The sequence below is a fragment of the Amycolatopsis sp. NPDC101161 genome (assembly GCF_044768185.1).
Taxonomy (GTDB): Bacteria; Actinomycetota; Actinomycetes; order Mycobacteriales; family Pseudonocardiaceae; genus Amycolatopsis.
The window spans coordinates 1,034,835-1,047,897 of record NZ_JBIWPI010000005.1; the positions used below are offsets into that span (position 1 = coordinate 1,034,835).

Here is a 13,063-nt window from a genome sequence, read left to right on the forward strand (position 1 = left end):
TATTGACCCGGTAAATGCTCGAGGCCGCCCGGCGCTCGCGGTTTTCGCTGCGCCGGACGGCCTCGTCTCCCCGGTCCCCACCGGTGAAACCAGTATGGCCACGGCTGATCTTCGCGCGCCAGTCGTCTCACTCGATCGTGGGGCGCACGAGTTGCCGCCCCTGGGTACTTGATCGACGATCCGGTGCAAATCCGTGGAGGGAGTCGATATGGGCGAGCAACTGAAGGACGGGCTCGGGCAGGCGTGGAACATGGTGGCCACGTTCGTCCCGAAACTCGTGGGGTTCCTGATCATCCTGCTGATCGGCTGGTTGATCGCGAAAGCGGTGTCGAAAGGCCTGGCGCTCGTGCTCGGGAAAGCCGGTTTCGGGAAACTCGTCGAGCGGACCGGGCTGAGCGGGAAGATCGGGCAGCAGAAGATCGACGCGACGGGCATCCTCGTCAAATTGGTCTACTACTTCATCCTGCTGATCGCGCTGCAGCTGGCGTTCGGCGTATTCGGGCCGACGAACCCGGTGAGCCAGCTGCTCAACGACATCATCGCGTTCCTGCCGCGGATCGTGGTCGCGCTGGTGCTCGTCGTGGTCGCCGCGGCCATCGCGAAGGTCGTGCGGGACGTCGTCGCGTCGGCGCTGTCCGGCCGGGGTGCGGCGCGGCCGCTGTCGCTGGGTGCCTACTGGCTGATCATGGCGTTCGGCATCATCGCGGCGCTCGGCCAGGTGAACATCGCGACGGCGATCACCGGCCCGGTGCTGATCGCGGTGCTCGCGACGATCGGAGGCGTGATCGTGGTCGGCTTCGGCGGCGGCCTGATCAAGCCGGCGCAGGACCGCTGGCGCGGCTGGATGGCGAACATGGAGCACCAGCTCGAGACGCCGCAGCAGCGTTCCGGTGAGATGGGCACGAGCGAGCGTCCGCGCACGACGGTCGGCGCGGACAACACGCCGACCCCGCCGGCCGGCACCCCGCGTCCCCAGCTCTGAGCGGAGCGGATGGGCGGGGCGGACCCGGCGGACGAGGAAGCCGCCGGGCCCGCCCCGCCGTTACGCTGGGGCGATGGGGGTCGTCGCGGCGCTGTGGCGCTATCCGGTGAAGTCGATGGTGGGCGAACGGCTGGCCGAGGTGGCCGTCGGCGAGCGCGGCCTCGACGGCGACCGCCGGTACGCCGTCCGCGATGCCGAGGGCAAGCTCGGCAGCGGCAAGAACTCCCGCCGGTTCCGGCGGATGCCCGGCCTGCACGAGTTCGCCGCGCGGTACGACGGCGCCGTCCCGGTGGTGACCTTCCCGGACGGCCGCGTGCTGCGGGGCAGCGAAATCACGACGGAAATCGCCGACGTCCTGGGTGTCCCGGGTGTCGAGCTGGCGAAGGAAGCCGACGTCCCGCACCACGACGAAGCCCCGCTGCACCTGGTCACGACGTCGTCGCTGGCTTGGCTGGCCGAGCACGCGCCCGGCGTCGCGCTCGACGAGCGGCGGTTCCGGGCCAACGTCCTGCTCGACACCGGCCCGGCGCCGGAGCTCGCCGAAGACGCCTGGGTCGGGCAGCGGCTCCGGATCGGCGAGGTCGAGCTGGAGGTCCTCCGCAAGGCCGTCCGCTGCGTGATGGTCGGGCTGCCGGCCGACGGGCTGCCGGCCGCGCCCGAACTGCTCAAGACCATCTCCGACGTCAACGCCTTGACCTTCGGTGTCCAGACCCGGGTCGTCCGCGGCGGGACGCTCCGCCTCGGCGACGTCCACGAAGTGGGATGTTCCGCGGCTCACAGTCTCTAGGGAATTCACCCCCGCCGGAGCATGTTTGATGCCGTAGGACGAAAGGGGCGTCAGGTGGATTTCCTGCTGCACCACGGAATCACGGTGCTCGGTCAGTGGATCTCGATCGCGGAGCTCGCCGGGCAGGTGTTCGCGCTCGCCGTCGTGTTCCTCGCGCAGCGTCGCACCTTGTGGACGTGGCCCGTGCAGGTCGGGGCCACCGTGCTGCTGTTCGCCGTCTACGCCTCCGCGCACCTCGGCGGGCTCGCAGCCCGCCAGGTCGCCATCCTCGCCATCTCCGTCTACGGCTGGTGGGCCTGGACCCGCCGCCAGGACCCGGTGTTCGGCGTCGTCGTCCGGCAGGGCCGGCTCGCCGAACGGCTGGCCATGCTCGGCGCCTTCGTCGCCGGCACCACCGTGATGGCCCTGGTCCTGGACGCGCTGAACGCCTCCTGGGCGCCCTGGCCGGACGCCGCCATCTTCGTCGGCACGCTCGTCGCCTTCGGGGCGCAGGGCGCCGGGCTGGTCGAGTTCTGGCTGGTCTGGCTGGTCGTCGACGCGATCGGCGTGCCGCTGCAGATCTCGTCCGGGCTGTACTTCTCCGCCGCGATCTACATCGTCTTCGCCGGGCTCGTCATCCACGGCTGGTGGAGCTGGAACCGCTCCGCGCGCCGCGTCGCCGAGCGCCGGGTCATGGCAGCATCCAGCTGAGCACCGCCGTGCTCTGCCCGAGCACGATCAGGCACATCACCAGCAGCAGCCCCACGCTCCACGGCAGCACCTTCCGCAGCAGCTTGCCCTCCTCACCGGGCAGGTTCGCCGCCACGCAGGCGATCGTGAGGTTCTGCGGCGAGACCATCTTGCCGAGCACGCCGCCGGAGCTGTTGGCCGCGGCCAGCAGGTCCGCGGCCAGGCCGGTCTTGTTCGCCGCCGTCACCTGCAGCGCGCCGAACAGCGCGTTCGCCGACGTGTCCGAGCCCGAGACGGCGACGCCGAACCAGCCCAGCACCGGGGACAGGAACGCCAGGCCGGCGCCGGCGGCCGCGATGAACGTGCCGATCGTCGACGTCTGGCCGGACAGGTTCATCACGTAGGCCAGCGCGAGCACGCTGGTGACGGTGAGGATCGCGAACCGCAGCTCCTTGACCGTCGCCAGCCACTCCTGCGCGGCGCCGCTCGCCGAGACGGCCAGGACCGCCGCCGTGATGAGGCCCGCCAGCAGGACGAGCGTGCCGCCGGTGTTGAGGAACGGCAGCGAGAACGTGTTGCCGGACACCGGTTTCCCGTTCGGCCCGGCGACGTTCAGGCCGGGCCAGTGGAACTTCCAGGTCGCCTTGTCCAGCAGCTTCTTGATCGGCGGCAGCACGGCCAAGGAGAAGATCACGATGATCAGCGCGTAGGGCAGGTAGGCCTTGACGACGTCGTCGCGGGAGTCTTCCGGCGGCGCTTCTTCCGTCGCCGTCCCGCCGGTGCCGATGCTGGTCCGGACGGCTTCGGGCACCGGACGGCGGGTCTGGGGGAGCGCGACCAGCGCGGCGGCACCCGCGAGCGCGGCCCCGATGTCGGCCAGCTGCGGCGCCACGAAGTTGGACGCGAGGAACTGCACGAGCCCGAACGCGACCCCGCAGACCAGCGCGGGCAGCCAGGTGTCCTTCAAGCCGCGCTTGCCGTCGACGATGATCACCAGCAGCAGCGGGACGACCAGCGCGAGCAGCGGCGTCTGGCGGCCGACGATCGAGGAGACGTCCTGCAGCGGCAGGCCGGTGACCTGCGCGAGCGTGACAACGGGCGTGCCCATCGCGCCGAACGCGACCGGCGCGGTGTTCGCGACGAGCGCGACGACGGCGGCCTTCACCGGGTGGAAGCCGACGGCCACGAGCATGACGGCGCTGATCGCGACCGGCGCTCCGAAGCCGGCGAGGGCCTCCATGAGCGCGCCGAAGCAGAAGGCGATGATCAGCGCCTGGATCCGCGGGTCGTCGGAGACCCGGCCGAACGAGCGGCGCAGGACGTCGAAGTGCCCGGTCCGCACGGTCAGCCGGTAGATCCACAGCGCGTTGACGACGATCCACATGATCGGCCACAGCCCGAACGCGGCGCCCGACAGCGCGCCGGAGACGGCCTGCACGACCGGCATGCCGTAGGCGGCGATCCCGACGACGAGCGCGACTAGCAGCCCGATCAGGGCGGCGAGGTGCGCCCGCATCCGGACGACGCCGAGGAGGACGAGGACGGTGGCGAGCGGCAGCACGGCGACGAGCGCCGACAGGCCCAGCGAACCGAGGGGGGTCAGGTTTTGCACGAACACGGGCGACCTCCGTTTTCCACGATGCGAAAACGGCCTTTCGGCGAGTGCCCGAGATCTTCGTCACAAACCGGTCGGTCCGTCAAGAACTTGAGACCGGTTGGCCCAACGGGTCAGCTGGTGACCGGCAGCACGGCCAGGGCGGTTTCGGCGATGCCGCGCAGGTCGGCCTGGTCGCACCCGCCTTTGCCCAGGGCTTCGATGCCGCGCATGGTCGCGAGGAGGAGGCCGGCCAGCCGGGCGGGGTCGTGGCCTTCGGCGATGTCGCCCGCGCGCTGAGCGGCCGCGACGCAGGCCGTCAGCATCGCGTTCAGCTCGCGGAACGCGCGCCGGGCCCGCGCCGCGACCTCCGGGTCGTGTTCGGCGCATTCGGCCGCGGACTTCGCGATCAGGCAGCCCCGGTGGATGTCGTCGGCGATGACGGCTTCGGCGTCGGCCAGGACGTAGTCGCGCAGTCGCTGGTAGGCGGTCTCGTCGGGGCCTTCGAGCTTGTGACGCGTCGCCTCGACGGCTTCGACGCAGTAATCGTCGAAGACGCGCAGGAACAACGCGTGCTTGTCGCCGAAGGCGCCGTAGAGGCTGCCTTTGCCCAGGCCGGTGGCCGCGGCGATGTCGTCGATCTTGGTGCCCGCGTAGCCGGTCGACCAGAACCGGTCCCGCGCCGTGCGCAGGACCGCGCGTTCGTCGAAGCTCCGGGGTCTCGCCATGGGCTCAGGATATCCATTCTTGACTATCTCGTCCAGAACCGCGTACGTTCTGGACGAGATAGTCAAGAACTCGGAGGGCATCGTGAACCTGGAGAACAAGACAGCGCTCGTGACCGGCGGCGGAACCGGCATCGGCCTGGGCATCGCCAAGCGCTTCGCGGCCGAAGGCGCCCATGTCGTCATCACCGGGCGGCGCAAGGAGGTCCTCGACGACGCCGTCGCCGAGATCGGCGGATCAGTCCAGGCGATCCGCGCCGACTCGGCGAACCTCGCCGACCTCGACGAGGTCTACCGCGCGATCGCCGAGCGCGGCCGCGGCCTGGACGTCGTGGTGGCCAACTCCGGCGGCGGCGTTTCGGCCCCGCTGGGCGAGATCACCGAGGAGCAGTTCGACGCGACCTTCGGCACGAACGTCAAGGGCGTCCTCTTCACCGTGCAGAAAGCCTTGCCGCTGCTGAACGAGAAGGCGTCGATCATCATCACCGGCTCGACGACGTCGACGCGCGTGGCGCCGGGCATGAGCATCTACGCCTCGACGAAGGCCGCCGTGCGCAACTTCGCCCGTACGTGGGCGCTCGACCTGCAGGGCAAGGGGATCCGCGTTAACGTGCTGAGCCCCGGGCCGACGCTCACCCCGGGCCTGCTCGGCCTGGCCGAGCCCGGAGCGGAGCAGGCGATGGTGGAGCAGATGGCGAGCGCGGTCCCGCTGGGCCGCCTCGGCGACCCGTCGGAGATCGCGGCGGCCGCGCTGTTCCTGGCCACCGACGAGGCGAGCTTCGTCAACGGCGTCGAGTTCTTCGTCGACGGCGGCCAGGCGCAGGTTTAACGCAGGGTCGCGTGGCTGGGCGTCAGGTCCGTGAGCGTCCGGACGCCCAGCAGCTGCATCGTGCGGACCATCTCCGTGCGCAGGATGTCGACGCACCGCTGGACCCCGCGCTCGCCGCCGGCCATCAGGCCGTACAGGAACGCGCGGCCGACCAGCACCGCGTCCGCGCCGCGCGCGATGGCCGCGACGATGTCGCCGCCGGACAGGATGCCCGTGTCGATCCAGACCTCGGCGCCGCCCTGGACCTCGTCCAGCACCGCGGGCAGCAGCTCCAGCGGCGTCGGGGCGCGGTCGAGCTGGCGGCCGCCGTGGTTGGACAGCAGGACGGCGTCCGCGCCGTGCTTCACGACGTCGCGGGCGTCGTCGACGTTCTGCACGCCCTTGACCACGAGCTTCCCGGGCCAGGTCTGGCGGACCCAGTCGAGGTCGTCGAAGTTCAGCGTCGGGTCGAAGAGCTTGTTCAGCAGCTCGGCGACCGTGCCGTCGAAGTGGCTGAGCGAAGCGAAGTTCAGCGGCTCGGTGGTGAGCAGGTTGAACCACCACGCGGGGTGCATCGCGCCGTCGAGGAACGTCTTGAGCGTCAGCGCCGGCGGGATGGTCAGGCCGTTGCGGACGTCGCGCAGGCGCGCGCCGCCGACCGGGGTGTCCACGGTCAGCATGAGCGTGTCGAAGCCGTTCTCCCACGCCCGATTCATCAGATCTTCGCCGGCGCCGTGGTCGCGCCAGACGTAGAGCTGGAACCACTTGCGGGCGCCGGGCGCGGCGGCGGCGAGGTCTTCGATCGACGTTGTCGCCATCGTCGACAGGCCCATCGGGATGCCGTTGCGCTCGGCGACGCGGGCCACCGCGATCTCGCCTTCGTGCTGCATCATCCGCGTGAACCCGGTGGGGGCGAGGGCGAACGGCAGCGCCGAGGTCTTGCCGAGGATCTCGCGCGTGGTGTCCACATCGGACACTCCGCGCAGCACGTTCGGGTGGAACTCGACCCGGCGGTAGGCCTGCCGCGCGCGGCGCAGGCTGTCCTCGAGCTCGGCCGCGCCGTCGGTGTAGTCGAAAGCCGCCCGCGGGGTGCGCTTGCGCGCGGCCATCCGCAGGTCGGCGATGGTGTGCGCGTTCGCCAGCCGCCGTTCGGTGGGGTTCAGCACGATCGGCTTCGGCCGCAGGATCTGCTTGAGCTCGTCCGGTTTCGGCAGTCGGCGCTTCGTCACCTTGATCAACTCCCTTGAACAGCCTGCACGGCGAACAGGACCCGGCAGACATCAGATGTCTGCCGGGTCCTTTCTAGCACCAGGTCACGCGTTCCCGGCGTCCGACGTCTGCGGCCCGGCGGCCGCGATGTCGTCGAGCCGGTACTTCGTGGCCGCTTCGAGGACCTTCGCCTGCTCGACCTCGCCGCGCTTGGCGAGGATCGACAGGGCGCCGACCGTGATCGACTCGGCGTCGACCAGGAACTTCCGCCGCGCGGCGGGGCGGGTGTCGGAGAAGCCGAAGCCGTCCGTGCCCAGCGTCAGCATGTCGGTCGGGACGTACGGGCGGATCAGGTCCGGCACCGCGCGCATCCAGTCCGACACCGCCACGACCGGCCCGTTCGAACCCGAAAGCGCCTCGGTCACGTACGGCACGCGCGGCTCGCTGCCCGGGTAGAGCAGGTTGTCGTGGTCGATCTCGACGGCCTCGCGCCGCAGCTCGGTCCACGACGTCGCCGACCACACCGCGGCCCGCACGCCCCACTCCTCGGCCAGCATCTTCTGCGCCTTCAGCGCGTCCGGCATCGTGACGCCCGAGACGAGGATCTGCACCTCCGGACCGTCCCCGTCGGGGGCGTCGGCGTACTTGTACAGACCCTTCAGCAGGCCGTCGACGTCGAGGTTCTCCGGCTCGGCGGGCTGCTGGTACGGCTCGTTGTAGATCGTCATGTAGTAGAAGACGTTCTCGCCGTTGCCGTCCGGCCCGGTCTCGCCGTACATCCGGCGGAGGCCGTCCTTGACGATGTGCGCGATCTCGAACGACCACGCCGGGTCGTAGGCGACCGCGGCCGGGTTGGTCGCCGCGAGCAGCAGCGAGTGCCCGTCGGCGTGCTGCAGGCCCTCACCCGTCAGGGTGGTGCGGCCGGCGGTGGCGCCGAGGACGAACCCGCGGGCCATCTGGTCGGCGGCCGCGTAGAGGCCGTCACCGGTGCGCTGGAACCCGAACATCGAGTAGAAGATGTAGATCGGGATCATCGGCTCGCCGTGCGTCGCGTACGACGTGCCGACGGCGGTGAACGACGCGGTCGAGCCCGCCTCGTTGATGCCCTCGTGCAGCAGCTGGCCCTTCTCGGACTCCTTGTAGGCCAGCATCAGGCTCGCGTCGACCGACGTGTACGTCTGGCCGTGCGGGTTGTAGATCTTGGCCGTCGGGAACATCGAGTCGAGGCCGAAGGTGCGGGCCTCGTCCGGGATGATCGGGACGACGCGCTTGCCGATTTCGGAGTCCTTCGCCAGCTCGCGGACCAGCCGGACGAACGCCATCGTGGTGGCGACCTCCTGCTTGCCGGAGCCCTTCCGGATGCCCTCGTAGACCTTGTCGCCGGGCAGGACCAGCGCCTTGGCGGCCTTCGGGCGGCGTTCCGGCAGGAAGCCGCCGAGCGCCTTGCGGCGGCCGATCAGGTACTCGATCTCGGGCGAGTTCGCGCCCGGGTGGTAGTACGGCGGCAGCTTCGGGTCGCGCTCGAGCTCCTCGTCGCTGATCGGGATCCGCTGCGAGTCGCGGAACAGCTTCAGGTCGTCGAGGGTGAGCTTCTTCATCTGGTGCGTGGCGTTGCGGCCCTCGAACGCCGGGCCCAGGCCGTAGCCCTTGATGGTGTGGGCCAGGATCACCGTCGGCTGGCCGTGGTGCTCCAGCGCCGACTTGTAGGCCGCGTACACCTTGCGGTAGTCGTGGCCGCCGCGCTTGAGGTTCCAGATGTCGGCGTCGGAGAGGTCCTTGACCAGGTCCTTCGTCCGCGGGTCGCGGCCGAAGAAGTGCTCGCGGACGAAGGCGCCGTCGTTGGCCTTGTACGTCTGGTAGTCGCCGTCCGGCGTCACGTTCATGAGGTTGACCAGGGCGCCGTCGCGGTCGGCGTGCAGCAGCGAGTCCCACTCGCGGCCCCAGATGACCTTGATGACGTTCCAGCCGGCGCCGCGGAAGTACGACTCCAGCTCCTGGATGATCTTGCCGTTGCCGCGCACCGGGCCGTCGAGCCGCTGCAGGTTGCAGTTGATCACGAAGGTCAGGTTGTCGAGGCCCTCGCCGGCCGCGACGTGGATCAGGCCGCGGGACTCGGCCTCGTCCATCTCGCCGTCGCCGAGGAACGCCCAGACGTGCTGGTCGTCGGTGTTCTTGATGCCGCGGTCGCGCAGGTAGCGGTTGAACCGCGCCTGGTAGATCGCGTTCATCGGGCCGAGGCCCATCGACACCGTCGGGTTCTCCCAGAACTCCGGCATCAGCCGCGGGTGCGGGTACGACGGCAGGCCGCCGCCCTCGCCGGCGTGGCTGAACTCCTGGCGGAAGCCGTCGAGCTGCGACTCGGTCAGGCGGCCCTCGAGGAACGCGCGGGCGTAGATGCCGGGGGAGGCGTGGCCCTGGATGTAGATCTGGTCGCCGCCGCCCGAGTGGTCCTTGCCGCGGAAGAAGTGGTTGAAGCCGACCTCGTACAGCGCGGCCGAGGACGCGTACGTCGAGATGTGGCCGCCGACGCCGACGCCGGGGCGCTGCGCGCGGTGCACCATGATCGCCGCGTTCCACCGGATGTAGGCCCGGTAGCGGCGCTCGATCTCCTCGTCGCCGGGGAACCACGGCTCGTTCTCGGTGGGGATCGTGTTGACGTAGTCCGTCGAGGTCAGCGCGGGGACGCCGACGTTCCGCTCACGGGCCCGCTCGAGGATGCGCAGCATCAGGTACCTGGCCCGCTGCTGCCCGCCCCTCGCGAGAGCCTCGTCGAAGGAGTCCAGCCACTCGGCGGTCTCCTCCGGGTCGATGTCGGGCAGGTGCGCCGCCAATCCGTCACGGATGACGCGTACGCGTGCCGGGGTCTCCTTGCCGGAGGCGCCGTCGTTCTGCGGGGCCAAGGGGTCTCCTTGCGAAAAGTTGCAGCCGGTGGTGCTCGTACTCGGGGGTGTACGACTCTCCATCGTCGTCTTCCGTCCCGGCTTCCGCACCGCTACTTGGCGGTAACATCGGCCGACCCGGTCGAGCCACTCCCCGCGCGCGGTGTATCGCGCGCGCGTTTTCTTCCTCCCCACCCTAGGGGACGCCCCCCGATGGGGTGGCAGACCGGTCCCGCGAGGCACCCGAAACGCCGTCGCGCGGGGCCGGTCGCGGGCCGTATCCTGCGACACGAGTTGTCAAAGATCCGGTGTGGACGGTTGCGCGCGGAGCCCTACCAGTGTTCGCTATCGGCAACCGGGTCGCCGAGTGTGGCGCCTCCGTACCCTCGATGAGGGTGCTGGACGCCACACTCCGTCGTAGTTGGAGGAGTGAAAGCAGTGGTCGCCGCGGGAGACGCTGATCAGAGCAGCGTCGCCGAGAGGCTCGGCATCAAGCCCGAGATGGTGGTCCAGGAGATCGGCTGGGACGAGGACGTCGACGACGACGTCCGCGCGGCGATCGAGGAGCAGATCGGCGGGGACATCCTCGACGAGGACGCCGACGAGGTCATCGACGTGGTGCTGCTGTGGTGGCGCGAAGACGACGGCGATCTCGGGGACGCGCTCATCGACGCCAGGGGCCCCCTGGAAGAGACCGGCGTGATCTGGGTGCTGACCCCGAAGACGGGACAGCCCGGGCACGTCGAGCCGAGCGAGATCGCCGAAGCGGTGCCCGCCGTCGGACTGGCCCAGACCGCCAACATGAGTGTGGGCGCGAACTGGATCGGGACGCGCCTGGTCTCCCCGAAGTCGAAGTCCAAGCAGCGCTGAACAGGTCCCGCCCGGCTGACACGATAGGGTTGTCGTCGCAGGCACGTGTCCGTACGGGAGAGGAAACGCGGTATGGCCGTCGAGGTCGGTTCTGAGGCCCCTGACTTCACGCTCAACGACTACAACAAGCAGCCGGTGCAGCTGTCGTCCTTCCGGGGCGACAAGCCGGTCCTGCTGGTCTTCTACCCGTTCGCGTTCAGCGGCATCTGCACCGGCGAGCTGTGCCAGCTCCGGGACGAGTTCGCCGACTACGACGGTAAGGGCGTCCAGGTCCTGGGCGTCTCGGTCGACACGCCGTTTTCGCTGAAGGCGTGGGCCGAGAAGGAGGGCTACCAGTTCCCGCTGCTGTCCGACTTCTGGCCGCACGGCGAGGTGGCCCAGGCGTACGGGGTGTTCAACTCCGACGCCGGCCTGGCGGTGCGCGGGACGTTCCTGATCGACACGTCCGGCGTGGTCCGGTTCGCCGAGGTCAACGCCCCGGGCGAGGCGCGCGACCAGCAGGGCTGGAAGAAGGCCGTGGCCGAACTGGTCTGATTTCTTCCTTCCGGACGGCGGTCCCCGGGTGGGGGCCGCCGCCCGAGGGGCGCATAGCTCAGCGGAAGAGCACTCGGCTTACACCCGAGCGGTCGCAGGTTCGAACCCTGCTGCGCCCACCAGCGGAAACGGGGCCCCGAGATCGTCAGGGGTTCTTGCGGAGCAGTTCGTGCGCGAGCGGCTGCAGTTACTCCGATCGAGTGGGCTTCGGCCATGACATCAACCTCTCCCCGGTTCAAGCGTGAGCCACCCGCCGGATGTGGCGGCACAAGCCGCGGTTCGGCAAGGGCACTGCGTCGGCAGTTGTCCTCGCGCGAGAACGAGAGGCACGCACGCATGCGATCGATGAGGTTCACGAGGCGTCGCGGCGGGATCGTCACCGCGGTGCCGATGGCGCTGCTCACACTGGTGCTGACGGCTCCGTCGGCCTCCGCGGCAGTGCGGAGCTGGTCGCCGGATCCGTTTCCGACCCCCTCCAACTGGTACTGCGCGGACAAATCACGCGTGGTCTACTCGTGCCTGATCAACTCGAGCGACGGCACCCAGTCGGTCTACAAAGCGGTGATGGTCGTCACCAACTACACCGCTGTCGGCTACCAGATGAGCGCGCCGGTGGTCAACATCTGGAGCACGCCCAGCCCGGCGCAGCAGATCCAGGACGACGCCTGCTACGCCAGCGCGCTCTCCGCCGGCTACACGGCGTCCTGCTACGGCTCCTGGGTCAAACGTTCGACCGTCTGCGCGACGCGGCCGAACGCGGCCACGATCACCGCCAACGTCGCCGTCTCCTTCGGCGGGACCCGGACCACGGTCGTGAGCCCGGCGTTGGCGGTGAACTGCTGATCAGAACCCGAATCGCCGGAGTGGCTGTGGTCGCAGGTGGCCGGCCGCTGCTCCGGCGAGGACGGCGGGGCGCGCAGGCCGGACCCCGATCAACGCCGAACCCACAGGTCGGCGACGTGAATCACCTGACTTGCACCCGAGCGGTCGCAGGTTCGAACCCTGCTGCGCCCACCACGTCGATCACCCCGCTGCCTGAGGCGATGCCGCCGCCGGTGGCTGAGGTGGAGGCGGCTGCGGTGATGGTGCTTGGGGCGTCGCGGTCGTCAATTTGTTGAACCGGTCGACGTAGTCGCGGAACTTCGAGCCGCTGTCGGCGAGTGACACGCTCCACCGGATGTCACGGGCCAGGGCGTCGAGCTTGTCGGCGATCAGCTTCGCGTTGGCGTAGGACTCGCTGGTCTTGAGGGTCGTGGCCAACGAGGTGAGCGCGGCCCCGACCACGGCCAGGACGGCGAAGACCGTCTTCAGCGCGCCCGAGGCCGGCGCCAGGCTCGTGACCCCCGAACCTCCCGCGAACAGGGCCGTCAGGAAGCCCAGGCTGTAGTTGAGCTGGGCCCACCGCCTCGCCGATCGGTGGTAGGTCTTCGCCGCTGCCGCCACGTCGTGGTAGAGACCGGCCATTTTCGGGTCTTCGGGCGGTTCCTCGGGTACGGCGACAGGCTGCCTCCCGCGCTTCTCGCGTGTCGACAGTTCAGCGGCAGCCAGGATGGCTACGACACCCATCGACTCGAGAACCAGGACGAAGATCCACACCGGCGTCCGGAACGAGAGGAACGTTCCGAGGACGGCCGCGACGATCAGGCCGGCCCAGCCCAGCGCTCGCACGCCGACGACCGACTGGTCGGGATCCGGTTCCCGGGAGCGCCCGTGGTAGCGGAACGCCGTGTAGAGGACCGCGACGAAGGCGAGGAGCGGCCCCGCGCCGAGCACGACCCAGGTCGTCCAGGGGAAGTCGAGGGTGAAGCGCGCCCGCTGCGAAATGATCGACGACGCGACGATCAAGAGGGTGATCAGGACCGGGAACAGCGCCGCGGAGAACAGCGGCCGGAGGAAGCGCGACTTCGGGCGTCGATTCGCGGCGGACCCCGGAGGTTCGACCTTGTCCATCAGCACTCCTCCTGCTCGTTCGGTAACCACCGGACTCGCATTCGGCGGTGCGTCCG

Annotated in this window: 12 protein-coding genes and 1 tRNA gene; 8 read left to right on the forward strand and 5 right to left on the reverse strand. The window is 69.8% G+C overall.

All coding sequences use genetic code 11. The features are described from left to right. The first annotated feature begins 208 nt into the window (after positions 1–208). From ACIRSS_RS38385 to ACIRSS_RS38395, 3 genes are all read left to right on the forward strand, one after another. Positions 209–982, forward strand: a complete 774-nt coding sequence (locus ACIRSS_RS38385) for a hypothetical protein (protein ID WP_400903939.1) — start codon at positions 209–211, stop codon at positions 980–982. A 73-nt stretch (positions 983–1,055) separates the two neighbouring features. Beyond that, positions 1,056–1,769 carry an MOSC domain-containing protein gene (locus ACIRSS_RS38390; protein WP_400903941.1) on the forward strand — a complete coding sequence of 238 codons (714 nt, stop codon included), beginning with the start codon at positions 1,056–1,058 and terminating at the stop codon, positions 1,767–1,769. A gap of 54 nt (positions 1,770–1,823) precedes the next feature. Next, positions 1,824–2,459, forward strand: coding sequence for a nicotinamide riboside transporter PnuC (locus ACIRSS_RS38395; protein WP_400903943.1), 636 nt, complete (start codon positions 1,824–1,826; stop codon positions 2,457–2,459). On the opposite strand, the gene ACIRSS_RS38400 is transcribed toward ACIRSS_RS38395, so the two are convergent. Together ACIRSS_RS38400 and ACIRSS_RS38405 are read right to left on the reverse strand one after the other, a co-directional pair. Further along, on the reverse strand, positions 2,440–4,056 hold the full coding sequence (locus ACIRSS_RS38400) for an L-lactate permease (RefSeq protein WP_400903945.1): 1,617 nt from the start codon (positions 4,054–4,056) through the stop codon (positions 2,440–2,442). The two genes, ACIRSS_RS38395 and ACIRSS_RS38400, sit on opposite strands and share 20 nt — an antisense overlap. A 110-nt stretch (positions 4,057–4,166) precedes the next feature. Further along, positions 4,167–4,760 (reverse strand): TetR/AcrR family transcriptional regulator, encoded by a 594-nt coding sequence (locus tag ACIRSS_RS38405; protein ID WP_400903947.1) that lies wholly within the window; start codon positions 4,758–4,760, stop codon positions 4,167–4,169. 82 nt (positions 4,761–4,842) lie between these two features. Here ACIRSS_RS38405 and ACIRSS_RS38410 point away from each other — a divergent pair, with 82 nt between their 5' ends. Continuing rightward, positions 4,843–5,586: an SDR family oxidoreductase gene (locus ACIRSS_RS38410; RefSeq protein WP_400904053.1), complete on the forward strand. Its 744-nt coding sequence runs from the start codon at positions 4,843–4,845 to the stop codon at positions 5,584–5,586. On the opposite strand, the gene ACIRSS_RS38415 is transcribed toward ACIRSS_RS38410, so the two are convergent. Both ACIRSS_RS38415 and aceE read right to left on the reverse strand, forming a co-directional pair. Next, complete coding sequence (locus ACIRSS_RS38415) at positions 5,583–6,794, reverse strand: alpha-hydroxy-acid oxidizing protein (RefSeq protein WP_400903949.1); 1,212 nt, start codon at positions 6,792–6,794, stop codon at positions 5,583–5,585. The two genes, ACIRSS_RS38410 and ACIRSS_RS38415, sit on opposite strands and share 4 nt — an antisense overlap. A gap of 84 nt (positions 6,795–6,878) precedes the next feature. Then, the gene (gene aceE, locus ACIRSS_RS38420; RefSeq protein WP_400903950.1) at positions 6,879–9,674 is read right to left on the reverse strand and encodes a pyruvate dehydrogenase (acetyl-transferring), homodimeric type; all 2,796 of its coding nucleotides are present in this window, start codon (positions 9,672–9,674) and stop codon (positions 6,879–6,881) included. A gap of 417 nt (positions 9,675–10,091) precedes the next feature. On the opposite strand from aceE, the gene ACIRSS_RS38425 reads away from it, so the two are divergent. From ACIRSS_RS38425 to ACIRSS_RS38440, 4 genes are all read left to right on the forward strand, one after another. Beyond that, positions 10,092–10,523, forward strand: coding sequence for a DUF3052 domain-containing protein (locus ACIRSS_RS38425; protein ID WP_125306217.1), 432 nt, complete (start codon positions 10,092–10,094; stop codon positions 10,521–10,523). Positions 10,524–10,595: 72 nt separating this feature from the next. After that, a complete protein-coding gene (locus ACIRSS_RS38430; protein ID WP_400903953.1) occupies positions 10,596–11,057 on the forward strand; it encodes a peroxiredoxin in 462 nt (153 codons plus the stop codon). A 47-nt stretch (positions 11,058–11,104) separates the two neighbouring features. Continuing rightward, positions 11,105–11,179: transfer RNA gene (locus ACIRSS_RS38435), tRNA-Val, on the forward strand. 223 nt (positions 11,180–11,402) lie between these two features. After that, complete coding sequence (locus tag ACIRSS_RS38440) at positions 11,403–11,900, forward strand: hypothetical protein (protein WP_400903954.1); 498 nt, start codon at positions 11,403–11,405, stop codon at positions 11,898–11,900. 180 nt (positions 11,901–12,080) lie between these two features. On the opposite strand, the gene ACIRSS_RS38445 is transcribed toward ACIRSS_RS38440, so the two are convergent. Further along, positions 12,081–13,007 carry a hypothetical protein gene (locus ACIRSS_RS38445; RefSeq protein WP_400903956.1) on the reverse strand — a complete coding sequence of 309 codons (927 nt, stop codon included), beginning with the start codon at positions 13,005–13,007 and terminating at the stop codon, positions 12,081–12,083. Positions 13,008–13,063 lie beyond the last annotated feature (56 nt).